Origin of the sequence: Brevibacillus sp. 7WMA2 (assembly GCF_010748895.1) — a bacterium.
In the GTDB taxonomy this organism is placed as follows: Bacteria; Bacillota; Bacilli; order Brevibacillales; family Brevibacillaceae; genus Brevibacillus_B; species Brevibacillus_B halotolerans.
Genome location: NZ_CP048799.1, coordinates 210154 through 235054, shown reverse-complemented (window position 1 = coordinate 235054; position 24901 = coordinate 210154). Strand labels below are relative to the sequence as shown.

Below are 24901 nucleotides of genomic sequence, written 5' to 3'. Positions count from 1 at the left end.
TTCTGAAAGAGAAGCGCTTTTTTCATTAATCCCTATATGCTTGGCCCTAGTATTGCGAGTTCGATACCTCGCCCTTTACAATGGACACACCCGCACTTGCACCGATCCGGCACGCGCCAGCTTGAAGCATTTTTTCAACATCTGCATAGCTGCGAATACCGCCAGAGGCTTTTACCCCTAACTCGGGACCTACTGTTTTTCGCATTAAAGCTATATCTTCCGCAGTGGCTCCGCCTGTTGAAAAGCCTGTTGATGTCTTGACAAAATCCGCTCCAGCTTTCACGGATAATTTACACGCACGTACTTTTTCTTCTTCAGTGAGCAAGCACGTTTCAATAATAACCTTGACCAGTGCTTTGCCTTTTGCTGCTTCTACTACTGCACGGATATCCTGTTCAACTAGCTGGTCATTTTTGTCTTTTAATGCACCAACGTTTATAACCATATCTACTTCAGTAGCACCGTTTTCAATCGCGTTCGTTGTTTCATAGGCTTTCAGGTCAGGAGTGTTCGCGCCTAAAGGAAACCCGATAACCGTGCACACCTTGACCTCTGGAGCTTCCTTCAAAAGCTCCGCGCACAAGCTTACCCAAGTAGGATTCACACAAACGGAAGCAAATCGATATTCTTTTGCTTCTTCACAAAGCCCTACAATCATGTCTCTAGTTGTATCCGGCTTTAGTGCTGTGTGATCAATATATTTTGCTACGCTTTCTTTGGACATGTACATCCCTCTTTCGCAACCGTTACCAGTTATCTATTCTTTAATTTCACAATAAACCAACGGCAATGCTTCCACTGGGCCTTTGGAGAATCCATATGATTGATAGATACGTTCAATCACCTGATCGACGTCCTGTGTATTACTGTGGATCGTTACAAGCGACTCCCCTTGCTTCACCTGATCCCCCACTTTTTTATGCAGGATCAGACCAACAGCTAGGTCGATTTCAGATTCTTTCGTAGCACGTCCTGCTCCTAAAATCATTGCCGCTGTACCAATATCATCGGCAATAATCTCGGCTACATAACCATCTTCCTTGGCTGGAACCTCTATTGTAAATTGAGCTGTTGGCAAACGCTCCGGTTGATCGACAACGCTAGCATCTCCGCCTTGTGCAGCCAGGAAGGTTTTAAAGGTTTCGAGTGCTTTGCCATTTGCAATCACTTCTTCGAGCTTGGTCCGTGCTTCTTCTAGACTTGCCGCTTCACCTGCTAAATAAACCATTTGAGAGCCTAATACTAAGCAAAGTTCACGCAGATCTTCTGGCCCTTCACCTTTTAACGTGTCAATTGCTTCCTTCACTTCTAAAGCATTTCCGATTGCAAAACCAAGAGGCTGACTCATGTCAGAAATAACCGCCATCGTTTTTCGCCCTACTTGGTTACCGATTTTAACCATGGTACTAGCTAGTTCTTTCGCATCATCTAACGTTTTCATGAAGGCTCCGGCGCCTGTTTTTACATCCAAAACAATGGCATCCGCACCAGAAGCAATCTTTTTACTCATAATCGAGCTTGCAATTAATGGAATGGAGCTTACTGATCCTGTGACATCACGTAAGCCATATAGCTTTTTATCAGCGGGGGTAAGATTACCGCTTTGTCCAACTACGGCTACTTTATTTGTGTTCACTAAACGGTTAAATTCATCATTATCAATCTCGACATGGAAGCCTGTTACTGCTTCTAGCTTGTCTATTGTACCGCCTGTGTGTCCTAGACCACGACCAGACATTTTTGCTACAGGAACACCTACTGCCGCAACTAGCGGAGCAAGTACTAGCGTTGTAGTGTCACCAACACCACCTGTGCTGTGTTTGTCTACCTTTACACCTTCTATAGCGGACAAATCAATCTGATCACCTGATTCAACCATGGCCATTGTCAGATAGGCTGTTTCTTCTGGAGTCATCCCCTGAAAGTAAATCGCCATAGCTAAAGCAGACATTTGATAATCCGGAATAGATCCATCCGTAAAACCCTCAACGATAAAGATAATCTCTTCTTTGGTCAGTTCTTTCCCATCGCGTTTCTTTTCAATTAAATCGACCATTCTCATATTGATCACCTGCTGTTTCATTATGTATGTTGACAGCTACTACCGTGAGATTACCTACTTCAGTATCTCCATCTTCACCTTACCAGCCTCATGAAAAAATGTCAAATCTCGTTTGAACATTTGTCCAATTCGTATCATATATAAATGGAGCCCTATTCAGAAGGTAGTAACGGTCTGCTGTCTTTAAAAAGGGTAAGCACCTATTTTAAGACATTTTGTGAAGATTACAAGCATGAATTTTCGAAAAGCAAAAAGAGGCCTGCTCCATAAAGGGAAGCTTGCCTCTTTTTCTTGCAATCTAAAGGTCATTTGAGTTGTTTTATTCCCTTTTTATTTTTTTAATAATTCCTTGGCAGTATATTGATCAGTAACCAAAACATTATTATAACCACCACGGATTGCTCCCCTAATTGCCTCTAGCTTGGTTGAGCCTCCAGCGACTAAAATAGACCGTTCCTTACTCTTGAGCTCCTCTATCGGGATACCAACTGTCCGGTTCGTTAGCTCTTCATTTACAATGTTACCGTCCTGATCGTAGAACCGGGAGCAGATATCGCCAACTGCCCGCTCGGCTAACAAGGCTAAATCATGTTCACTAAAATAGCCTAATCGAAACAATAAGGCATCAGACATCACTCCACCTACTGTAAAGATAGCAATGTTAGCCTTTCGTGCTAGTTCTAGCTGTCGTTGTATGTAACGATCTGTCTCTACTGTTTCTTTTACCAACGCTGAGTCGACGATTGCGGGTAGAGGCAAATAATGCGGCGTAGTTTGGTAGGCTTGTCCAAACAAATGCAATACCTCTGAGGCATAGGTATTTGTTTGCGAATGGCTCACACCCCCCTTTAATTGTACCACCTGTGCCCCCTGAATGGCTTTTGGCTGCAATTCCATGGCTACTCGATACATTGTCGTGCCCCACGTAACTGCGATTATATCATGATCTGTGACAACCTCATGAAGATACTGTGCGGTTCGTTTCCCAATCATTTCTTTAATGAGTGTCTCGTCATTAGTCGCTACTGGTACAACCATAACAGCTTTTAAATGATATTTTTGCGCTAGTTCCAGCTCAATGCGCTGAAGACTTTCCTCTGGGTCCATAATTTCAATGCGCACAATGCCTTCAGCCTTGGCTTGCTGTAGCAGTCTCGATACAGTTGGTCTTGATACACCTAATTGCTTAGCAATCTCTTGTTGACTCAAATCCAATTGATAATACATTTTAGCTGCTTCGACCATCTTACTAATTTTATTTTCTTCCATATGTCACCCGTACCTTTACGTCATCTATCAAGACTATACAAGCAAACCCATGTTCTAGCAACCTTAATAGCCACCTTGATGTTTGAAACCAGATTGGCTTGCGCAGATTAGTAATTAAACATGTAAAACGGAGGTATCATATGCCTTACTTTATTGCAAATGGCGCAACCATTCACTATGAGATAAAAGGGGAAGGGCTTCCGATTTTGTGTATCCACCCCCCTCTGCTTACAGGCAGCATTTTTTATTACCAGCAAAAAGAGCTGCAAGACCGCTATAAGGTGATTACAGTGGATTTGAGAGGACACGGCAGGAGCAGTATTTCAGCCCATCCCTTTACCTATGAAGGAATCGCATCTGACTTACATCTATTATTAGAGCATCTCTGTATTGAACAAGCCGTCCTGTTAGGCTATTCTACTGGAGGCTCTATCGCATTAGAAATGATGTTAAAAAAACCTCAGCACGTCAGAGGTGCAATATTATTAAGCGGAATGGCCCACTGTAGAAGTCCCTATCTGCATCGATTAATTACGATTGCTGAAAAGTTAGCTCGACGAGGGGCTCTACACACATTATCAACGGTAATTGGCTATAGTAATTCTAATAATTTCCTTACGTTTATACGAAATTATAAAGATGCAATAAAAGGAAACCCAATAGGGATTGCTGACTATTATCACTATGCTGCTTGCTACGATGTGTTGGATCGCCTCCATGAGATTAAGTTCCCCATTCTTTTATTAACGGGTGAAAAGGATCCGCATTTTACCTGCTTTGCTAAAGAAATGGCTTCTCACTTACCGATGGCAAAAATTCGTTCCATTCCCCGTTATAAGCATCAGCTTCCTACCAAAGCTTATCACGAGGTTAATTTATTGGTTCATCAGTTTATTAACAGCTTTTGCCTTCAGTCTCAATAGCAGTTACCAGCATCAATGCTGAAGGGATGCTTCAGCAGCGTACAGAATCGATGCAAACAAAGAAATCCACGTCATGAATTCAACCCGTTAGCATAGGGGATTATTCAAAAAACCGACCGCAGGCTGTACAGATCCCACGGTCGGTTAGCTTTTTTCCTCTTTATTTTCCATTTCCAATAGCCACTCAAACAGGTAATCCTGATGTTCAAAAGCCCCTTGTACGCACTCCTGTAACTCTTTTAGGAAATCAGCAAAGGTTTTTGATGAATCAAGCTTTGCAAAAATAGCTACTGTATTTACAAACATGCTCATGATTGTCTCAGTATTAGGGTGTTCTTGGCTTCTAGATAAGAACTGTCATTACTTGATCATATGGCAGGGGAAAACCAACGAAACTGTCGTTCCCTCTCCTACTGCTGAGGTAATGCTCACCTGATGATCTAATTTCTCGCTAATCTGTTGTACCAAATATAGTCCCATTCCCGTTGATTCTCGATATTTACGCCCATTCTCTCCAGTAAAGAAAGGACGGAATACCCGTTTAATATCTGCTTCGGGAATGCCTACTCCTCTATCGGTAATTTCTAATCTAACCTCTGTCTCCTCTTGGGTTGCCGAAATTGTAACCTTTTGCTTAGAGCCTGCGGAATATTTAATGGCATTCGTAATAATTTGATTTAACATAAAAGGAAGCCATTTCGAATCCGATTTCACATACAGTCCATCCGGAATTTGTACATCTGGATAAACCTGATTGCGAATAAAATAGGTTTTATTCTCCTGTATGACCCGTTGTACAATAGGCTTCAATTCAACAGAATCAACACGGAAGTCTCGCTCAAATACTTCTAGGCGGGATGTATGCAGGACCATTTCTAACCCTCGTCCAATTCGCTCCGCCTCTTCTCTGATACTTGGGAAAGGCGGATCATCCTCATCCTGTACTAATAACTGAATGACAGATAGAGGTGTCTTCATCTGGTGAACCCACTGATTCATGAAAGTGACATGCTCGTCCTTCTTTCGCTCATGCTCAAGGATCATTTGCTGATACATCCGATATTGACTTTGCATTGCTTCAGCATACGCTTCACTAACTGGTGTTTCGTGAAAATCAACTAAAGAATCCTCCAGCGTTTCCATTGGCTTTTCTAAATGCAAATAAAATTCTCTTGAGCGGATGTAAGTAATAAAAAGATAGATAGCTAACAAGCCTATACTTAAAACAAACATATAGATTAACACGGAATTTTTAGCATATCCGTCTAATAATAAGATGAACAAAACAAACAGCAATTGAAAAACCTGAAAGAATATCAGCCGCAGATGTTCACGAAAGAACAACTTCACGCTTCATTCCCCCACGTTAGCACTAAACGGTACCCAGCTCCTCGTACTGTTTCAATTGCATCTTCAATCCCTAATTCCTGAAACTTTTTACGGACACGTGTGATATTCACATTTAATGTATTATCGTCCACGTACACCTGATCATCCCATAAGTTTTCTAGCAAACGCTCCCGACTCACAATGCGAGGGTAGCGTTTCATTAGCTCTTCAATTAATACAGCTTCTTTTTTGGTTAAACTCACCATTTCATTATGTAAGGTGAGCTCCATTCGTTCTGGGTACAATGTTAATCCAGCCTGTTGTACAATTCTCTCCTGCATTTTAGGCGCATAATCTCCATAGTTGCGGCGTAAATGGCTGCGGATTTTGGCCATCACAACATCATAATGAAACGGTTTAGCTATATAGTCATCTGCTCCGTTCTCCAAGCCTAGAATCTGATCCATTTCGCCTGCTCGGGCCGAAATGAACAGGATTGGACATGTAGAAATTTTTCTGATTTGACGGCACCAATAATAACCATCGAATTTTGGCAAATTCACATCTAAAAGAACCAACTGTGGATTCAGCTCTTGAAATTCCTCTATCACACGTTCAAAATTCTTAACAATAACAGCTTGATATCCATATTTTTCAATATAACTTTGTAAGAGTTCAGCTAGTTTGGGATCATCTTCCACGATGTATACAGTATTTACGTTCATCTCATTTTCCCCTTTTCCAACCGTTTGCTTCCCTTTAGTTTATCACATTTTTATCCTAATACATTATCGCCTACCAATAAAGTCAATGATACAAAATCGGCGACTGTCTGCCAAGTTAGTGAACGACCATTTCCCGACAGGCTGCTACGCATTGATAGCAAGCATGAGCGCAGGCCTGACAATGATCTTGTTCAAACTGACTGCATATTTTTGCACATGCTTCGCAGATTTCCGCTGTTAATTTGCAGATCTGACTACAAAACATGCTATCCAAGGATAATGCACTAATTGCTAGCATACATATCTCTGCACTTTGCCGTACGATGAAAAGACAATCTCGGTATTTATCCAGATCACTATCCTGTAGACAGGCTGCATAGCATTCATTGCAGGCCTGTAAACAAGCTTTACACACTTGTAGGCAATTCGCTACCTGTTGAGATGTTACTTGCATCCTTTCTACCTCCGTCTCTTTCGTTCCTATTATTTACCCGTTATGAGAAAAGGAGAATCAGCAGATCATCATTCAAACATTCAAATAAACATTTGAATGTTTGGCGGTTTGGTTATATAATATAAATCAAACAAGGCAACAATACATAAACATCTATCCACGTTTAAAGGAGTATAGCTTACTGATTTCTTGTTGAAAGGAGAATTTATATGGGACACCATCATGATCATTCTCACGGAGGACATCATCATCACGGGAAAGGAGCGAACAAGCGCGCTCTATTGATTTCCCTATTCATAATCACTGCTTTTTTAATTGTAGAGGTAATTGGCGGCTTTCTCACAAACAGCCTTGCCCTTTTGTCGGATGCAGGGCATATGCTAAGCGACTCTTCTGCTCTATTTCTTAGTCTGATCGCCATGTTTTTTGCCACTAGAAAACCTTCAGCCAAAAAAACATACGGCTTTTATCGCTTCGAAATCCTAGCCGCGCTCATTAATGGTGTAATGCTCGTGGTTATCTCCCTTGTCATCATTTGGGAGGCTTATCAACGATTCTTCGCACCACCTGAAGTAGCAAGTCTGTCGATGATGGGGATTGCGTTCGTTGGTCTATTGGCTAACATTGCAGCCGCCTTCGTTCTGATGCGTGGTGATTACAAAAACAACCTGAATATTCGTAGTGCTTTTTTGCATGTCCTTGGTGATTTATTGGGATCAGTAGGGGCTATTCTAGCAGGTCTTCTCATGTGGAAATTCAATTGGTATATCGCAGACCCCATCATCAGTGTAGTAGTAGCGGTTCTAATTATGTTAAGCGCCTGGCGTGTTACTAGAGATTCTGTTGATGTTCTCATGGAAAGCACACCAGCTTCTATAGACGCTGATCAGGTTTCGGATGCTCTATCCAAGATTGAAGGAGTTACTAGTGTGCATGATTTACATATCTGGACGGTTACCTCTGGATTTGATTCACTCAGTTGCCACTTACATGTTAAAGATGGCTTAGCCAGTTACCCTATTCTGCAAGAAGCGTTACACTTATTAGAACATCAATTCGGCATTACCCACTCCACCATTCAAATTGAAGATTCAAGTATTTTACATCAGGAGCTTTTATGTGAAACAGGACCTCAAACAAGTGACAAGCATGAACATAATCACAGTCATTAACCCCCAAGTCTTTCCTTTATTAGGAAAGACTTTTTTCGATTAAACTTGTTTGATTTCGATCACACTAAGAAAAATCCATTTTTAGTAAATGGAGGATATCTTGTGAAATATAGAAATACACCTATTACGTTCCTTCAAGCCTGCTGCATTCTCTTTCTATCAACAGGACTTCTTAACCATGTTATTTTAATTCCCTTATTACTTCGTACAGTTGAAAGAGACGGTTGGATTAGTATTCTCATCGCTATGATACTTACAATTTGTTGGCTTCCTCTGTTGCTGTTCATTATTCGTCGGCAAAGGGGCACGAGTTTATTCTCTTGGATTACGCAACAGAGCAGTGCTTGGTTTGCTTGGATCATCATCGGGCTGTTCATTCTCTACTTACTTTCAGATATATATGTTACAACTCTGGATATGACCATGTGGACCAAGATTTCCTATTTACCGCAAACCCCTGTATTTTTGGTAGCTGCCAGCATAATCCTCTTATCCATACTTTGTGCTTTATCTGGTATCCAACCCTTGGCGATTTGTGCTGGAATCATATTACCAATCGTTCTTTTATTAGGGTATTTCGTGATGGGCGCCAACTTTCAGTACAAGAATTATTCGCTTTTACTGCCGATTCTCGAAAATGGTTATCTTCCCGTTCTAAGAGGTGCAATGATCGTTGGAAATGGTATGGTAGAAATCATCTTTCTGTTGATGCTACAACACCACATTTCTACCTCAATCACCTTTAAAAAGGCAGTGTGGCTCTGTATCCTACTCGCTGGCCTGACACTTGGCCCCTATATGGGAGCAGTAGCTAGTTTCGGGCCAAAAGAAGCTGCGAATCAAATGTATCCATCTTTTGAGCAATGGCGTCTCGTAACCATTGGCAAGTATATTGAGCATGTTGATTTTCTCTCAATTTTCCAATGGTTATCTGGAGCATTTATACGTGTTTCACTAGCTTTATTCCTTATTTATGATATCCTCCCCATAAAAAAACGTGGTCATCAAATCCTAGTAACGGTTTTGTCTGGCAGCCTTATTGTAGTTATTATCTTATTGCATACAAAGGACCCTTTATTAATTGATTCCTTTAAAAGAATCTATTTTCCCTTAGCTTTATTTGTTTTATTGGCTATTTCTCTCTTACTTGCTTTCATTGGAAGCTGGTCAAAACAGAACGCGAGAGGTACGGATGAACATGCAAAAGGAAGCAAATCAACATAACCAAGCTACCAGCACAAACAGTATCGGCTTACGTCAGCTTCTCTGTGACTATTTTGCAAAATGTGCTGATGTAAAAGTAGAAACATTTCAGTTTGCTACCACAGATTCATCTGTACCTATTTCGTTTTTTTATTGTGATGGATTAATCGATGCTAGAATGTATCGGCAATTTGTGTTTTCCGATCTCCAAAAAAAGTTTAGCAGATATTCCTCATTAGAAGAGTTAGATCGAAGCTTACCCGTGCAGCCTATTGATTCGCCTATTGATCTAAAAGAGATTGAGCGAGATCTGTTTATTGGGAAGCTCATCATTACTGTCGATTCATATGATCGAGCCTTTGTATTGGATATTTCAGATCCCCCAAATCGTTCGCCTGAAGAATCTAATACGGAGATTTCAGTCAAAGGCCCAAAGGATGGGTTTACAGAAAGCGTTTCAACAAACATAGCCCTGATTAGAAAAAGACTTCGCTCTGAATCAATGTGGCATGAACGCTTTACGATCGGTCAACGCAGTCAATCTCAGGTAGCTCTTTTGTATATAAAAGATATTATTGATCCCAAACTCGTAGAAGAAGTACGGCATCGGCTTACCAGCATTAGTGTAGATGCATTAGTCAGTAGCTCTCAGCTTGGGGAAGCGTTAGGGGACTCTTCTTATTCTTTATTTCCTTTATTGGATTATGTTGGACGTCCTGATTATGTTGTACAGAGCTTATTGCGCGGACGCTTTATCATTTTTATAGAAGGTTCTCCTATGGCATTGATTGGGCCTACCAATCTTCTTTTGACCCTAAAATCACCTGAGGATATCCACTTTCCCTTCTATTTCGTTACCTTTGAGCGTATCCTTAGGCTCCTTGGCTTGATCGTTTCCATTTTTACTCCTGGATTCTGGACTGCTTTGATTTCCTTTAATGTAGAACAATTACCGTTTCCTCTGTTAGCTACAGTAACCACTGCGAGGGTTGGACTACCTCTTTCATCCTCCATGGAAATGTTCTTGATGCTGGGTTTGTTTGAAATTTTTCGTGAGGCTGGTATTCGTTTGCCAAAAGCGGTGGGCCAAACAGTAGCGGTAGTTGGGGGATTAATTGTTGGGGATGCCTCTATCCGTGCCGGGCTTGGTTCCCCCACTACCTTGGTCGTTGCTGCAGTGACGGCAGTAGCAACCTTTACCTTAGTCAATCAATCGTTGAGCGGAACAGTGAGTGTCCTGCGAATATTTGTACTCATTGTATCGTCCTTTTTAGGGATGTACGGTTTTTTTCTCTCTGTTTTATCAATTGTACTTTATCTGAGCACTCAGGAATCATTCGGCCTTCCTTATTTAGCACCAATCTCTCCGCCAACCTTTAAAGATATGCTCCAATCGTTAATCGCTCTTCCTTTAAAAGCGATGAAAAAACGGCCGAAAATCCTGCATACAACCGATCCCACTAGACAAGGCAGTGATGAAGCGTGAGGAAGATGTCTCGGACATGTATCTCCTATCTATCGACAATCCTTCTGTTGATTTTGTTAACCGGCTGTTGGGATAATAAAAATATTCAAGACCTCAACTACGTGACAGCACTCGGGATTGATTTTAAGGATGGAGAATTTATTATTTACACACAGTCGCTTGATTTCACCAATATTGCTAAGCAGGAAGGAGCTAGTAATAAAGTAGACAAGCCTATTTGGACCGCTCAGGCCAAAGGAAAAACGATTGATCGAGCCATAAATCATTTTTTCAAATCGAACCAATTACGTGTTGTTTGGGATTATGTTACTGGAATTGTTCTAAGTGAGAGGATGTTAGCGAAAGATCTTTTAGCAAATATTGATAGCTTGCTTCGTTATCCTGAGGTACGATACACTCCTTGGATTTTTGGCTCAGATAAGCCTATAGACAGCTTATTTACTACTCCATCATTATTTGGACTGTCACCACTCCTGACCATCTTACATAATCCGGAAGAATCCTTTAAACAAGATTCGATCATTGCACCAATAAGTTTTCAACGGTTTGTTTACGAAATAAGGGAGCCTGGGCTTACGTTATTACTACCATCCCTAAGTACTAGCCAAAAGGAATGGACCAGAAATCAAAAAGAATCACCTCAATTCCAAATAGATGGCGTCTATGCCATTAAAGAGGGAACCAATGGCGGGTGGTTTCCATCTGCGAAGATTGCTGGTTTACGTTGGATGACACCCGATACCGTTCAAACCTTCGTTCATCTAGATCGTGAAGATAAACCATTGGCTAACCTGTCCTTTTCCAAGCCCAAGCATCAGGTAAGGTTTACATTTGATCAAAGTGGTCAACCCCGATTTTCCATTTCTGTAAAGGTGCATGGGTCAATAGATGAATTATCCGAGAAGGCGGATATGGAGGAGCTTCGTAAAAGAGCAGAGAAAAAAATAAAACAAGAAATTAGAGATACCTATCAACACGGAATCAAAAAGGGAATTGATCTATATTCACTAAAAAATCATCTGTACAAACAAGATATACAGGCCTGGAAGCGTCTGTCCGACAATAGTGGAATTATCTTAACAAAGGCGTCACTAAAAACCATTCAAGTCCACGTTACATTGAATCACTCTGGCATGTATCGCATAAAAAAATAGAGGAAGTCAGCAAAAGTGTCCGTACCATTTGCTACTTCCTCATTTTTATGCAAGCATTCTCAGTTTACTTCAAATTCCTCAGGTCGATCCAAACGATAGAGGTTCATATAGCGAGGCTCTTTATTCATTAATTCTGTATGTGTTCCTCGCATGACAATCCTTCCATCCTCCATAAAAATGATTTCATCCATATGCTCTGCCCCCACCAAATGATGGGTGATCCAAATGAGCGTTTTTTCGTTCAAGGTGTTAAAAATAGTCCGCAAAAGCTCCCGTTCCGTACGAGGATCTAGCCCAACAGTAGGTTCATCGAGCAAGACGATCGATGTATTTTGTAGAAGAATGCGTGCAAGTGCAATTCGTTGACGTTCGCCGCCCGAAAAGCGTTGCCCTGTCTCATTCATTTGCGTTTGATACCCTTCTGGCAAGGATTCGATTAAACGATCCAATTGAACCTGTCTGCAAACCTGCCTCAATTCCTCATCAGACGCTTCGACCTTTCCAAGTCGAATATTATTTTCTACAGTAGTATCAAACAGATGGGGGCTTTGATTTAATACTGACATGATCGTCGGAATATGCTCTCCATAATGATCTGCCGGTATCCCCTGAATGCTGACACGCCCCTGAGTAGGAAGAAGCGCTCCCTGTATGAGCTTTAATAACGTTGATTTACCAGCACCGCTTCGTCCGATAATTGCTATTTTTTTACCCTGCGGCACAGTAAGCGATACCTGTTGAACGGCAACAGGTGCTTCTGGAGCATATTGATAAGTGACTTCCTCGATACGGATGTGTGCATCCTTCTGAGCTACTTTTATTTGTTGTTCATCAATCTTTGACTGGAACTCACTTGTACGGTTTTTTCCATCTGCCTTATCAATACTGTTCAGGCGGTCTAATGAGTTTTGATATTGGGGGATCTTCTCAATCGCTTCTGAGATTGGTAAAAAGATATCCATCACCGGAAACATTACCAGTACCAAAGCTGCGATCAATGTGACAGCAATTTCACCCATAGCATATTGATCACCTGTCCAAAATAACATGGCTACAATAATACAACCCACAATCGTTTGTCCTAGGAAATTACGCCACTTACTCCATTCGCTTAATGTAGCGTCAATGCGGGCTACTTTCGCCTCATCCTGCTCGTAGGAATGAACAAACTGCTCCTCCCTACCACTAATTACCCAGTCGCCCATCCCCATTATGGCATCAGTTAGTTTTTGATATAACCCATTGCGTTCGGATTTGCTTTCTGTTTGCAGTTGTTTGGTCAACACGAGTGAAATAGCCGGAAACACAAATAGCAATAACAGGATTAAAAAAGCCATGAACAAGGCAAATCCCGTATCAAACCAGCCAATGACCGCAAGCACCACCACATACATAACCAATGCCACGATGCTAGGAAAAATAGTGCGTAAGTAGACATTTTGAAGATACTCGACATCATCAGCCAGAACACCCAGTAGATCACCTGTGCGGAAGCGTGAACGAACAAATAAAGCCTGCGGTTCCAAAATCTGATACAACCGTAAACGCATTTTTGATAAAATCCGCAAGATTGTATCATGTCCTACCAACCGTTCCACATAATGAACAACAGCACGACTGATCCCAAACGTACGAACCAATACTACAGGCACATAGACCAATAAAATATTTTCAGGTCGTAATGCTGATTTAGAAATGAGAAAGCCAGATGTAAACATCAAGGAACTAGCTGTTACAGCCGTACATACGCCTAAAAGGACAATAAGAGCAAACCTTCTCGCATAAGCTTTCATGTAGGGGAAAAGCCATTCTTCTCGCTTCATTAGATTTCCTCCCCTTGCATTGCAATCATTTGATAGTAGGTTCCTCGTTTGGCAAGCAACTCTGCATGTGTACCTACTTCTTTTATCATCCCCTGCTCCAATACAATGATAAGGTCCATATCAAGCATCCAATGAAGCCTATGTGTCGCTAGCAGCACTAATTTATCTTCAAACAAAGAGAGCATCGTCTCTTTTAGTTCATATTCCGTTTCAATATCAAGATGAGCGGTCGGTTCGTCTAATAAAATTATAGGTCGATTGCTTAAAAATGCACGAGCAAGAGCGATGCGTTGCTCCTGTCCACCACTTAATGTACGTCCGCCATTCCCGATTCGTTCTTCACCTTTTCTAGGCAAACTATTGAATAAATCACCTAGACCAGCAGCTTGAATCGCCTTATCTATCTGATCATCACTAGCTGTAGGAGAGTAAAACCTGACATTATCATATAGCGAGCATGAAAAAATATATGGATGCTGAGGAATATAGGTTGTTTGGCTTTGCCATTTTGCTTGACATAGCGAAGATACCCGTTGTCCATTCAACTCCATTTGTCCAGATGTGGGAGCCAAAAATCCAGCAAGTACATCAATTAATGTGGACTTACCTGCACCACTTTCTCCAATAATTCCGATCTTTTGTTTACCTGTTATGCTAAAAGAGATATCTTTTAGGGAAGGCTTAGCTTCCAAAAGGGCTTGTTCTTTCTGAATTGAGTTTGTTTGACTCTCATGCTTCATACCAATAGAAGTAAGTACCAGAGAGCTTTCATTTGTCCATTCGCTTATCGTTACGCTAGAATCTTCTTCCTTGCCTTGAGCTACCTGCTGTTTCAGAATCGCTTGAATCGCCTCTCCTGCTTCTTTCCCATTTAATGTCGCATGATAATCAGCGCCCACCATACGAATTGGCAAGAAATATTCGGGGGCCAAAATCAAAACGGTTAACCCTGATAACAGAAAAATTTCCCCAGAAATAAGTCGTAGCCCTAGACTAACCGCAACACAAGCCACGGAAAGCATTGTGAAAAAATCCAGCGCAAATGATGATAGAAAAGCTACGCGTAAGGTGCCCATCGTCGCAGAACGATAGCGATCACTCACACGCTCGATTGTTTTGCTATGCGAACGGCTTAATCCTAAATATTTAAGGGTTTCCAATCCACGCAATGCATCTACAAAATGGTTGGATAAAATGCGATATGATTTCCATTGGCGATCCATTTTTCCCTTAGCTGCAAGACCAATTAGAATCATAAACACAATTAAAATCGGCATCGTAACAAGCAAAATAATTCCAGAAATCATATCCTGCCAGGCTACATAAGCAAGAATGATCCAAGGTGTGATCGCCGTACTAACCATGCGGGGAATAATCAATTCGAGATAGGTCCGAAATTGCGCAACTCCCTCGATCACGAGCGTTACCACATTCCCTGTACCCTGTGTTTTAGCAAAACGCGGTCCTAACAAAAATAGTTTTTCCATTAACCTTTTACGTACATCACTGCCTGTCTTCATCGCAAAGCGATAGGCGATTTTCTGTTGCAGCAGGTTGGTCAAATGACGAACGAGAAACGCCAACAAAAACAAACCCAAGCCCATATATAGTTCCTGTAGTTTTTGACCAGCAAAAAGGGCGGAAATAACTTCCGCCAACCATTTTGCCTGGTATAGAATGGACAAGCTTTGGATTAGAACAAGCACAGCTACTGCTAGTAGAACCGGCACAATTCCTTTATAACCGAGTAAGTTTTTACCCATTAATATTCCAAGTGCTCCTTCTCATGTACACGTTTATGAAATACAAAGTAACTCCAAATTTGATAGCCCAATACAAATGGTAGCAAGGATAAAGCTACAATCGTCATGATTTTAAGAGAGTATGGACTAGATGATGCATTTTGAATAGTTAGGTTGAACATACTGTCAATCGAGCTAATCATTACACGCGGGAACAATCCAATAAATACGGAACTAATGGAAAGAGCAATTACTGTACCAGTCATACCGAATGCCCAGCCATCGCGTTCTTTCGAAATAAAGTAACCAGCTAGCACATAAGCAATGACACCTAATACGGCTATCACGCTTAGTATTCCACCCCGAACGGCAAAAATATCCGTCATGAAGTAGGTCATACTTCCAAAGATAACCAACAGAAGTGCTAATGGAACCAACAGCATTTTTGCCTGCTTGCGAGCACGTAAGCGCAGATCACCTGTTGTCCGTAGTGTTGCAAACAAAAGACCGTGTACTTGGCAAAGAACAACAACGGTTACTCCGCCCATCACGCTATACAGATTAACCATGTCAAACAATCCAGCGTTCATTTCCATGTTTGCATCAATTGGTAAGCCCTTTAATAGACAAGCAAATACTACACCCAGTAGGAATGGCGGTAAAAAGCTACCGATAAAAATCGCAACATCCCAAACTTTTCTCCATACAGGATTATCTACTTTGCCACGGTATTCAAAAGCAACACCGCGACCGATTAACGCTAATAGAAGAAATACTAACGGTAAATAAAAGCCACTAAACAGAGTTGCATACCAGTTAGGGAATGCAGCAAACATCGCTCCCCCTGCGGTCAAGAGCCATACTTCATTCGCATCCCAGAACGGGCCAATTGAATTGATTAAAACACGGCGCTCTATGTCTGATTTGGCTAGGAAAGTAGTAGACATTCCAATTCCAAAATCAAAGCCCTCTAAAAAGAAGAAGCCAATAAATAAAACGGCGATTAAAACAAACCAGAGTTCATTAAGAGAAAGCATGAGTTTCCTCCTTATTAAACGGGTCATTTGTACTTGCTTCTGCCTTCACTAGAGCATAAGGACCCTTCTTGATAACACGAGTAAACAAATAAAGGAGCACGATGAACAGCACCAAATAAATCGTACTAAAAGCAATCAGGGAGAATAACACTTCGCCAGCAGATACGCTAGGTGAAATACTATCTTCAGTTTTCATCAATCCAAAAACAGTCCATGGCTGACGACCAAATTCAGTCATAACCCACCCTGCTGTATTTGCGATAAATGGTAAAGAAATACTATATACCATTGCATGCATAAACCATTTATTTGGCTGCTCTAGCTTTTTGCGCCATGATAGATAGAATCCGATCATTGCAAGGAGAATCATTAAACTACCACCTGCTACCATGATGCGGAAGCTCCAGAATGTCGTGCGAACAGGTGGAATATAATCGCCAGGACCATATTTTTGTTCGTATTCAGCTTGTAACTCATTCATTCCAGGAAGGTCACCTGAGAATTTACTATAGGATAGATAGCTTAACAGGTATGGGATTGAAACCTCTATTCCATTTTTCTTGTTTTCTGGATCAATCGTAGCAAATACTGTCCAAGGAGCTGGGTCCGGACTTCTTTCCCACAAGGCTTCACTTGCAGCCATTTTCATAGGCTGTGTTCCCACCAGATATTGAGCTTGCTGGTGACCAAATACAGCTACTAGGAGAGAAGATAGAAGTGCAACCACAATCGATAACTGAAAAGATGATTTAAAGAATGATACCTCTTGTTTACGCAATAATTTATAAGCACTAACACCAGCTACTAGGAAAGCTCCCGTCGCAAACGCGGAAAAAATCGTATGCGGGAACTCTACCATTAACTGACCATTCGTAACGAGCGCAAAAAAGTCATTCATCTCCGCTCGACCATTGTTGATCTCAAAGCCTACAGGTCGTTGCATAAAAGAGTTGGCTAACAGTATCCAGAAAGCAGACATTGTCGTACCGAAAGCCACCAGCCAAATACAGAGACAGTGAACCTTTTTCGACAAACGCTCCCAACCAAAAATCCATAAACCGATAAATGTAGATTCCAAAAAGAAAGCTAATAATGCCTCAATTGCAAGGGGTGCACCGAAAACGTCACCGACAAATCTTGAATAATTAGACCAGTTCATACCAAATTGGAACTCCTGTAGAATCCCTGTTACGACACCCACACCAAAGTTAATCAGGAACAGCTTGCCCCAGAACTTTGCCATGTGCTTATATTTTTCTTCCCCTTTGACCACATACATCGTTTCCATTATTGCGATTAGAAAAGATAATCCAATCGTCAATGGGACGAAGATGAAGTGGAAAATCGTTGTGGAAGCAAACTGAGTACGTGAAAGCATTACCAGATCCAAATCCATTGATTTCCTCATCCCTCTCTCTTGATAGTTTTTTAACTAAAAGGTATTTTATCTATCCTTGCGTTATTTTCTCAGATTGTTCCATACCCCATGTGTGATATTTATCACATTTAGTTCACTAGTTTCAATCTAATTTGAAAAGATTCATCTATCCGACAAAAAGTAACATTTTAACAAAAGATTATTCAGAAAATTACCTATATAACAACGATATTAAATCTACCAACTTATACGGGTAAGTTTTTTGAAAAAATGTTATTTTTTTGATAAACAAAAAAGATGACCACTGTTTTATGTAGTCATCTTTTTTTATTTTCGTTTTACAATTATTTATTCTCTTTTTAAAGCTTTACCCGTTGTAATCGCAGAGCATTTAACACAACCGATACGGAGCTTAATGCCATCGCTGCACCTGCCAACCATGGAGCTAATAACCCAGCAGCCGCAATGGGAATCCCTAAACAATTGTAGGCCAGCGCCCAAAATAAGTTTTGTTTGATGTTCGTCATCGTTTTCTTGCTCATCGTGAAGGCATCCGCAATGCTATTTAGATCGCCCCGCATCAACGTAATATCTGCTGCTTCCATCGCTATATCTGTACCCGTTCCCATGGCGATACCTATATCTGCTGTGGCTAATGCTGGAGCATCGTTAATTCCATCTCCAACCATCGCTACTTTTTTGCCTGCTTGTTGTAACTTAGTTACTTCGGCTGCTTTTCCCTCTGGCAACACTTCTGCGATCACATGCTCGACACCAACCTGTGCCGCGATCGCTTTTGCTGTTCGTTCATTATCGCCTGTGACCATATAGACGCTTAAGCCCATTTCTTTTAAGCGAGCAATCGCTTCTCGGGAGGTTTGTTTGACGGTATCCGCTACTGCGATCACTCCGGCATATCGCTGATCAATGGCAGCCAGCATCGCTGTTTTACCTTCCTGCTCCCATTTTTCCATAATAGGCAATGCTAGATCGATCTGTACCGCAAATTTCCCCATGAGCTTGCGTGTTCCAACTAATACTTCTTTCCCCCCAATAATGGCTCGCACACCGTACCCTGGAATGGCTTCGAATTCGCTAGGGCTTTGCAAATCAATCCCCTGCTCAATGACGCCCGCCACAATGGCCTCTGCTAAAGGATGCTCGGAGTTTTTCTCAGCACTAGCGATATACTGAAGAAATTGTTGTTTTTCCCAGTGATCTGCCGTCAGCACATCTGTCAATTCAGGCTTACCCTTTGTAATCGTCCCCGTTTTATCAAGTAGGACTGTATCAATTCGATGTGTCGCTTCCAAATGTTCTCCACCCTTAAATAGAACACCCGCTTCTGCTGCCCGACCAGAGCCTGCCATGATTGAGGTTGGAGTTGCTAAACCAAGTGCACACGGGCAAGCAATGACTAGAACAGCTATTAGAATTTCTAGTGCGCTAGTAAAATCGCCTGGTGTAATGAAGAAGTACCAAATCAGAAAAGCCAAAACGGCAAGCGATACTACAATCGGAACAAAAATACCTGAAATCTTGTCGGCCACACGTTGAATCGGCGCTTTAGATCCCTGTGCTTCTTCCACTACTTTAATGATTTGGGCCAATGCTGTTTCCCTGCCGACCTTTGTTGCCTTTACTTGTAAAACACCGTTTTTATTAATCGTAGCTCCTATCACTTGATCGCCTGATTCTTTTTCCACAGGAATGCTTTCTCCCGTTAGCATTGATTCATCCACCGAGGATTTTCCCTCAACAATCTCTCCATCTACCGGTATTTTTTCTCCTGGCTTCACAAGAAACAGATCATTAACCTGCACTTCCTCCACAGCAATGACCAGTTCTTGGCCATTGCGTATAACCGTAGCCGTCTTTGCCTGAAGTCCCATTAAGGTTTTGATGGCTTCCGATGTGCGTCCCTTTGCTAATGCTTCAAAAAGTTTTCCTAATAAAATTAAGGTAATGAGTACAGCACTAGTTTCATAATAAAGATGGATATCATGATGCATGGCCTGCATACTTCTAATCGTTTCATAAAGACTGTAAAAATAAGCTGCTGATGTTCCTAACGCTACTAATACATCCATGTTTGCTGAGCCATTGCGAAGTGCCTTATACGCTCCTTGGTAAAATTGCCACCCAATCATGAACTGTACGGGAGTGGCCAATAGTAATTGAATCCATGGGTTCATCAAAATCTCAGGCGCCCAAATAAATGAGGTAAACGAAAAATGCTTCACCATCGTCCATAGCAATGGAAGAGATAGGATTGCAGAGAAGATCAGTTTACGCTTTTGCTTAGCGATCTCTCTTTTTCGATGATCAGACTCGTCTACTTGCTCCTCCTGCTTCAGACTTGCTCCATATCCTAAATTCTCTACCTTTTTTACGAAATCAACCGTAGTTGTCTCGGAAGGCTGATACACCACCGTTGCTCGTTCCATCGCTAGATTCACACTTGCTTCCAAGACCCCAGGAAGCTTTTTAAGGCCCTTTTCGATTCGAGTCGCACATGCAGCACATGTCATTCCAGTAACAAGGAGCTCTGCTTTCTCCTTAACCGTACCATACCCAAGGGACTCTATACGTTGCTCCAGATCAACCACACTTACCTTTTTGGGGTCAAACGTAACCGAAGCCCGTTCTAAGCTAAGATTAACTGTGGCATCCTGAACCCCCTCTGTCTTCTGCAATCCCTTTTCGATCCGTCGGGCACACGCGGCGCAAGTCATTCCAGTAATTTGCATTGTGGTTTTTTGTTGCTTATTTGCTGCGACATTCTCCGCCATGCTACTACCTCCCTTACCTATACAATACCCTATATAGGTATATTATATCGTTTTAAAAAAGCCCCCTTCTGTGAAGTCAAGGCCCCTTCTACTAAATAGATTTGCTTTTCGTGAATCTTATTATCATACAACAAAAAGTCATTGTACTGCGACAGCTCTTTTTCAGTTGCCTTCGCTGTCTTCGACTACCTTATATCCCAATTTCTCCACATGTTCTTGTAAAAGGATGGCTTCTAGGCTATTAGTGTCATGCTCAATTTCCACCTGCTTTTGAACAAGATCTACCTGAACTTTTTTAGCGCCTAATGCCTTGCTTGCTAGTTTAATCTTTGCTGCACAGCTCTTGCAAGACATTCCTTCTACATGCAAAACTGTTTTGGTCATCATGATATCTCTCCTTATCAGCATTGTTAAATTCATAATACTATACCCCCCTACCCTATGTAAATAGTGAAAAAGAAAGACCTACATAATTGTAGGCCCTTCTTTGTTCTTTATTTCATCGTATTCGGTGGAATCATCAGCTTGTAGCTGACAACTATCATGACCAAAGCCAGTAAAAGAAAATACATTGGCATAGGCAACAGCATCCCATTATGAAGATAGCTCATCCCTGTCGTAATAAAACTTACGAGAAAGTAGTAGCTTAGTCCAAATATAGCACCTGCTGTACCTTGTGTATCATGATAATGTACCAATGCTAAGCTTAAACCATTCGGTATAGCCATCCCAATCCCCATCAAAAGTATAAAAACACAACTAACTAGTAATACCAATGACAGGATCGACGAATCTAAACCAATAAGCACCAGAGCGGTTAGGCTCCCGGCACCCAATGCCGTTACAAGCGATCCTACATAAATAATCAGCTCGGCTGAAAGCTTCTGTAGCAATTTCTTTGAAAGCAACGCACCAATTATGGACGCTAAAGCTACAAAAACACCAAAAAATCCAAACACACCTGGTGTCATATGAAAAAACTCCATGTAAATAAAAGGAGCCTCTGCATAGTAACTGAACAAAATTCCATTCGTTATTCCAATCAGCAATCCAAACAACCAGACTCTTTGATCACGAGCCATGCGTTTGGCTACCAAACTTACACTACTTTTGGAAGTTACAGATAATCTTGTCTCAGGTAATGCCCTCCATGTGTAAACAAAAACAAGTACCCCCATCACAACAAGGGTAAAGAAAACAGCCCGAAATCCCAAAGCCTGATCAATGAATCCTCCCAGTAAGGGGCCAATTGCGGGAGTAAAAGCAAGCGCAGCAGAGATCTGGGCAAACACAGCATGACGTCTACCTCCGTCTATGCTTTCACGGAGAATGGCTTGCGTCACCACAGAGCCAGTACTTGCTCCAAAGGCCTGAACAAATCTACTGACTAATAGCCACTCAACTGCATTAGACAGATAGCAGCCAAGACTGCCAGCTCCATAAATAAATATACCCCATAGCAATGCTGGCCGCCTTCCAATTACATCAGATAGTCTTCCCCAAAAGAAGACTCCTAGGGCAAAGCCAAAGAAGTAAAGGCTTAATGTCAATTGAATGATATTGCTACTAACTCCAAGCGCCTGTGAAATATCAGGTAAAGAAGGTGTATATATCGTTTCACTAATTTGTGGAAAGCCGACAAGAATAATAAATAGTAACAGTGACGGTGTTGAGATTTTTTTGGTCATACCGATTCCCCCTATCATGTGCAAATCTCAAAACTCTGCACATAACGATTACGGAATAGGGGGTTTACACTTACTTAATCTAGCAAATGAAAGCATTTCTATCACCATACTTTTAATAGGGGGAGTCAAACCTTTACCAAAGATAATAGCATAGGCGATATCGATTCTCAACTTTGGTCACGCTATTTTATCTGTTTTTGCAATGCCACTTTATCTACGCCAGTGATAGAATTTTTTTGACTTCTCATCTGATCTTCCGGGAAGTAGATACGGCTTGCCGCTTCCTGGGAGGCCCATTGCTGATGATGTTTTCAGCTTTGTCTTACCAATATGTACTTTCGTTCCTAATGGGACTAAGCTATACAATTCTTCCACATCGCGATTAAACAGCCGAATGCAGCCTTTAGACACTGCTTTACCGATAGAAGAAGGGTCATTCGTCCCGTGGATAGCATAATCGGGGTTACTCAATGCTAAAGCACGCGTTCCATATACTTTAGTTGCTGATCTAGGCTTATTTACCTTTAGTGCAATGCTAAAATCTCCAACAGGTGTCTGATTGCGAGCTCCTAGCGCCACTGGGTAGGAACGCAATAGATAGGAGCCACTCACCACATGCATCCGAAATTCAGGAATCGAGATGTTAACTTCAATTGGCTGAAGCCCTTTCGCTAACAAATGTAGCCCCTTTGTCCCTACTACCTGCTCCATACTTTCCCAAGGCCTTTGCGGTTGAAAGGCGGTTGGATTGTAAATCCAGCCTTCCTGAGCGCCCACTGGAGGTGCAGGAATTTGGGACAAATAATTATTCGGAGATGCTTGCACCAATTGATTAAGCTGCTTTGGAAGCGTATGTGTTCGAAGATAGTAATGATAAAGTGCTGTCCGTAAAGATAATAATCCTAGTAAAGAATGCTGCTGTTCATCGATCCTTTTTTTGATGGATGCCACAAGCTGTTGACTATTACATGCACACTGTTCATCCGTTATCGGAAACCACTCCCCGGCGGCATTCGTAATCCCAAGAACCTGTTCTGGGCTATAAAAAGGTAGTGCCTGGTACACTGGGAGTTGCTTGTTAGGCGGTACGACGATGACTAAAGGAGATTCCTGCCCTGTCTGCTGTACGTCTTGAAACAACGGAGCTAATGAGCTTGAAAGTTGCGTTTTTATCAAATCCTCATTCGCCCCTTTAGGCAGGTTTGGTCCCGCAACAACAACTAACGGACGCTTTTGTAAAAGTGATGCAATGGAACCTGTATGCAGTGTCTTTTGTTCACTAGTAGACAAGAGTTTATCGGAGTTAAGTGAATTCGTTGTAAATAGATCCGAATTCACCAGTTTTCCCTTCATCATCTCCGAACCTCCTAAGAAAAGGGTCGTAACATACATGAACAGAATAACTAGAAAGATTACAATCCTTCGTTCGTTTACCATGTGTGCCTCCTTCCGCTTTCCGGAGCCAGCAATCTAAAATTCTCTTCTTTTATGTAACGACAAATATTGGCTTTTCTATGAGTAAAAAGCCCAACGCTCCTTTCCACAAGGAAATACGTTAGGCTTTTTTCTGTACAAATCACTGCTTTTCCATAAATTTAACTTCAAGTAAATCCAGTAGGAATATGAAGATCGGAATCCCCAGTATCAGTCCCCATACCCCGATAAAGTGTTCTGAGATAATCAATACAGCAAATGTAACAAAGATCGGTAACTTGGTTTTGGACGACATTAGCTTTGGATTTAGCAGATAGGCTTCGATAGCATGCAATACAGCAATCATGATAAGTACATAGATAATCTTGATAAAGCCCCCAATACTAAAAGCGATAGCACACAGAGGAATCAATGAAATAATGACACCTGCCACCGGAATCAAGCCAAGTACGAAAATCATGATTCCTAATGCAAATAGATGCGGAAAATCCATAATCCATAAAGCAATTATTGACATAATGCAGTTAACCAAGGAGATCATAAATTGTACTTCAATTACTTTTCCAAAGGACTGTGTAAACTTATTCCCAAAGGAACGAAAATCCTCATAGAAATAAGATAGCTTGCTTGTTCTTACTTTCGAGGTTAAAAAGAAGATCTTTTCTTTTTCCAGCAGGAAGAAAAGACTTAAAATCATGGCAATCACAAAATTGATACCTAGCTTACTTGCATTGGTAACAACACCAACTAAAAATTCCATCCCATTATTCACATAGCTTGCTAGGTTAATCTTTTGCAACGACTCTACCATGAATTCTAGTATAAAATTATCCACTGGAATAATCGGTTTCTCATAAAAAGCAATCACTTGCTGTACAAGCGGCGATAATTCAGTAATCACACTCGGTAAAAATCGTAGTAACCCAATGACAATCAGTGAAATAAACACTGCATACTGGAGAATCAATGTGACTTTCTTCAGTACCTTTCGCTCGATGCTCAGCCGACGAACAAGAAATTGATGCAATTCGTTCATCAAAAAGGTAATGATAAAAAAGAGCAAGATCATGTTCATCATACTTCGAAACATGTAGACAAGTGCAATTAAGATAAGTAATACAATAATTTTTTTCATGATTGTACTTTTAAATACTTCTTTTAGAGAGGTCATATAAGGGTTTCGTGCTCCTTTATGTTGGTATATCTTAATACGTTTAATAACGTAATCTG

21 protein-coding genes are annotated in these 24901 nt (G+C 41.3%); 5 read left to right on the top strand and 16 right to left on the bottom strand.

Translation table 11 applies throughout. From position 1 onward, the window contains the following. Positions 1-46: 46 nt before the first annotated feature. The 3 genes from deoC to GOP56_RS01145 form a co-directional block, all read right to left on the bottom strand. Positions 47-724, bottom strand: coding sequence for a deoxyribose-phosphate aldolase (gene deoC / locus GOP56_RS01155; RefSeq protein ID WP_163244270.1), 678 nt, complete (start codon positions 722-724; stop codon positions 47-49). Between the two features lie 33 nt (positions 725-757). Then, entirely contained in the window at positions 758-2062 is a 1305-nt protein-coding gene (locus tag GOP56_RS01150; RefSeq protein WP_003337923.1) for a pyrimidine-nucleoside phosphorylase, read from the bottom strand. A gap of 330 nt (positions 2063-2392) precedes the next feature. Continuing rightward, positions 2393-3331 (bottom strand): DNA-binding transcriptional repressor DeoR, encoded by a 939-nt coding sequence (locus GOP56_RS01145; RefSeq protein WP_101667929.1) that lies wholly within the window; start codon positions 3329-3331, stop codon positions 2393-2395. A 140-nt stretch (positions 3332-3471) separates the two neighbouring features. Here GOP56_RS01145 and GOP56_RS01140 point away from each other — a divergent pair, with 140 nt between their 5' ends. Continuing rightward, positions 3472-4254, top strand: a complete 783-nt coding sequence (locus tag GOP56_RS01140; RefSeq protein WP_068792885.1) for an alpha/beta fold hydrolase — start codon at positions 3472-3474, stop codon at positions 4252-4254. Between the two features lie 144 nt (positions 4255-4398). Here GOP56_RS01140 and GOP56_RS01135 read toward each other — a convergent pair whose 3' ends face one another. The 4 genes from GOP56_RS01135 to GOP56_RS01120 form a co-directional block, all read right to left on the bottom strand. Beyond that, positions 4399-4566 carry a condensation domain-containing protein gene (locus GOP56_RS01135; RefSeq protein WP_163244269.1) on the bottom strand — a complete coding sequence of 56 codons (168 nt, stop codon included), beginning with the start codon at positions 4564-4566 and terminating at the stop codon, positions 4399-4401. 48 nt (positions 4567-4614) lie between these two features. Continuing rightward, positions 4615-5604: a sensor histidine kinase gene (locus GOP56_RS01130; protein ID WP_031414294.1), complete on the bottom strand. Its 990-nt coding sequence runs from the start codon at positions 5602-5604 to the stop codon at positions 4615-4617. After that, complete coding sequence (locus tag GOP56_RS01125) at positions 5601-6308, bottom strand: response regulator transcription factor (RefSeq protein WP_003337929.1); 708 nt, start codon at positions 6306-6308, stop codon at positions 5601-5603. Before GOP56_RS01125 ends, GOP56_RS01130 begins: the two co-directional genes overlap by 4 nt. Before the next feature lie 115 nt (positions 6309-6423). Next, the gene (locus GOP56_RS01120; protein ID WP_163244268.1) at positions 6424-6762 is read right to left on the bottom strand and encodes a four-helix bundle copper-binding protein; all 339 of its coding nucleotides are present in this window, start codon (positions 6760-6762) and stop codon (positions 6424-6426) included. A gap of 209 nt (positions 6763-6971) precedes the next feature. Here GOP56_RS01120 and GOP56_RS01115 point away from each other — a divergent pair, with 209 nt between their 5' ends. The 4 genes from GOP56_RS01115 (at position 6972) to GOP56_RS01100 (ending at position 11777) form a co-directional block, all read left to right on the top strand. Beyond that, on the top strand, positions 6972-7934 hold the full coding sequence (locus GOP56_RS01115) for a cation diffusion facilitator family transporter (protein ID WP_163244267.1): 963 nt from the start codon (positions 6972-6974) through the stop codon (positions 7932-7934). Positions 7935-8036: 102 nt separating this feature from the next. Beyond that, complete coding sequence (locus GOP56_RS01110; protein WP_101667925.1) at positions 8037-9158, top strand: GerAB/ArcD/ProY family transporter; 1122 nt, start codon at positions 8037-8039, stop codon at positions 9156-9158. Beyond that, positions 9133-10623: a spore germination protein gene (locus tag GOP56_RS01105; RefSeq protein ID WP_163246775.1), complete on the top strand. Its 1491-nt coding sequence runs from the start codon at positions 9133-9135 to the stop codon at positions 10621-10623. The genes GOP56_RS01110 and GOP56_RS01105 overlap by 26 nt, the downstream gene beginning before the upstream one ends. Positions 10624-10628: 5 nt before the next feature. Next, complete coding sequence (locus GOP56_RS01100; protein WP_163244266.1) at positions 10629-11777, top strand: Ger(x)C family spore germination protein; 1149 nt, start codon at positions 10629-10631, stop codon at positions 11775-11777. A 59-nt stretch (positions 11778-11836) separates the two neighbouring features. On the opposite strand, the gene cydC is transcribed toward GOP56_RS01100, so the two are convergent. From cydC to GOP56_RS01055, 9 genes are all read right to left on the bottom strand, one after another. After that, positions 11837-13600, bottom strand: a complete 1764-nt coding sequence (cydC, locus tag GOP56_RS01095) for a thiol reductant ABC exporter subunit CydC (RefSeq protein WP_163244265.1) — start codon at positions 13598-13600, stop codon at positions 11837-11839. Then, the gene (cydD, locus tag GOP56_RS01090; RefSeq protein ID WP_163244264.1) at positions 13600-15363 is read right to left on the bottom strand and encodes a thiol reductant ABC exporter subunit CydD; all 1764 of its coding nucleotides are present in this window, start codon (positions 15361-15363) and stop codon (positions 13600-13602) included. The genes cydC and cydD overlap by 1 nt, the downstream gene beginning before the upstream one ends. After that, positions 15363-16379, bottom strand: coding sequence for a cytochrome d ubiquinol oxidase subunit II (gene cydB, locus GOP56_RS01085; protein WP_096888086.1), 1017 nt, complete (start codon positions 16377-16379; stop codon positions 15363-15365). The genes cydD and cydB overlap by 1 nt, the downstream gene beginning before the upstream one ends. After that, a complete protein-coding gene (locus GOP56_RS01080; RefSeq protein WP_276209067.1) occupies positions 16366-17775 on the bottom strand; it encodes a cytochrome ubiquinol oxidase subunit I in 1410 nt (469 codons plus the stop codon). Before GOP56_RS01080 ends, cydB begins: the two co-directional genes overlap by 14 nt. A gap of 341 nt (positions 17776-18116) precedes the next feature. After that, positions 18117-20549, bottom strand: a complete 2433-nt coding sequence (locus tag GOP56_RS01075; RefSeq protein WP_163244263.1) for a heavy metal translocating P-type ATPase — start codon at positions 20547-20549, stop codon at positions 18117-18119. Between the two features lie 162 nt (positions 20550-20711). After that, entirely contained in the window at positions 20712-20936 is a 225-nt protein-coding gene (locus tag GOP56_RS01070; protein WP_163244262.1) for a heavy-metal-associated domain-containing protein, read from the bottom strand. Positions 20937-21043: 107 nt separating this feature from the next. Next, positions 21044-22237, bottom strand: coding sequence for a multidrug effflux MFS transporter (locus tag GOP56_RS01065; protein WP_163244261.1), 1194 nt, complete (start codon positions 22235-22237; stop codon positions 21044-21046). Between the two features lie 210 nt (positions 22238-22447). Next, complete coding sequence (locus GOP56_RS01060; protein WP_254068536.1) at positions 22448-23593, bottom strand: L,D-transpeptidase; 1146 nt, start codon at positions 23591-23593, stop codon at positions 22448-22450. 220 nt (positions 23594-23813) lie between these two features. Beyond that, positions 23814-24842 carry an AI-2E family transporter gene (locus GOP56_RS01055; protein ID WP_163244259.1) on the bottom strand — a complete coding sequence of 343 codons (1029 nt, stop codon included), beginning with the start codon at positions 24840-24842 and terminating at the stop codon, positions 23814-23816. Positions 24843-24901 lie beyond the last annotated feature (59 nt).

Coding starts and splice junctions, on each gene's coding strand:
- cydB (WP_096888086.1), bottom strand. CDS start 16,379: ATGCTTTCTCTTAATGAACTCTGGTTTGTTTTAATCGCCGTTTTATTT.
- GOP56_RS01060 (WP_254068536.1), bottom strand. CDS start 23,593: ATGATGAAGGGAAAACTGGTGAATTCGGATCTATTTACAACGAATTCA.
- GOP56_RS01115 (WP_163244267.1), top strand. CDS start 6,972: ATGGGACACCATCATGATCATTCTCACGGAGGACATCATCATCACGGG.
- GOP56_RS01120 (WP_163244268.1), bottom strand. CDS start 6,762: ATGCAAGTAACATCTCAACAGGTAGCGAATTGCCTACAAGTGTGTAAA.
- GOP56_RS01135 (WP_163244269.1), bottom strand. CDS start 4,566: ATGAGCATGTTTGTAAATACAGTAGCTATTTTTGCAAAGCTTGATTCA.
- GOP56_RS01150 (WP_003337923.1), bottom strand. CDS start 2,062: ATGAGAATGGTCGATTTAATTGAAAAGAAACGCGATGGGAAAGAACTG.
- GOP56_RS01065 (WP_163244261.1), bottom strand. CDS start 22,237: ATGACCAAAAAAATCTCAACACCGTCACTGTTACTATTTATTATTCTT.
- GOP56_RS01105 (WP_163246775.1), top strand. CDS start 9,133: ATGCAAAAGGAAGCAAATCAACATAACCAAGCTACCAGCACAAACAGT.
- GOP56_RS01125 (WP_003337929.1), bottom strand. CDS start 6,308: ATGAACGTAAATACTGTATACATCGTGGAAGATGATCCCAAACTAGCT.
- GOP56_RS01080 (WP_276209067.1), bottom strand. CDS start 17,775: ATGGATTTGGATCTGGTAATGCTTTCACGTACTCAGTTTGCTTCCACA.
- cydC (WP_163244265.1), bottom strand. CDS start 13,600: ATGAAGCGAGAAGAATGGCTTTTCCCCTACATGAAAGCTTATGCGAGA.
- GOP56_RS01075 (WP_163244263.1), bottom strand. CDS start 20,549: ATGGCGGAGAATGTCGCAGCAAATAAGCAACAAAAAACCACAATGCAA.
- GOP56_RS01070 (WP_163244262.1), bottom strand. CDS start 20,936: ATGATGACCAAAACAGTTTTGCATGTAGAAGGAATGTCTTGCAAGAGC.
- deoC (WP_163244270.1), bottom strand. CDS start 724: ATGTCCAAAGAAAGCGTAGCAAAATATATTGATCACACAGCACTAAAG.
- GOP56_RS01100 (WP_163244266.1), top strand. CDS start 10,629: ATGTCTCGGACATGTATCTCCTATCTATCGACAATCCTTCTGTTGATT.
- GOP56_RS01140 (WP_068792885.1), top strand. CDS start 3,472: ATGCCTTACTTTATTGCAAATGGCGCAACCATTCACTATGAGATAAAA.
- GOP56_RS01145 (WP_101667929.1), bottom strand. CDS start 3,331: ATGGAAGAAAATAAAATTAGTAAGATGGTCGAAGCAGCTAAAATGTAT.
- cydD (WP_163244264.1), bottom strand. CDS start 15,363: ATGGGTAAAAACTTACTCGGTTATAAAGGAATTGTGCCGGTTCTACTA.
- GOP56_RS01055 (WP_163244259.1), bottom strand. CDS start 24,842: ATGACCTCTCTAAAAGAAGTATTTAAAAGTACAATCATGAAAAAAATT.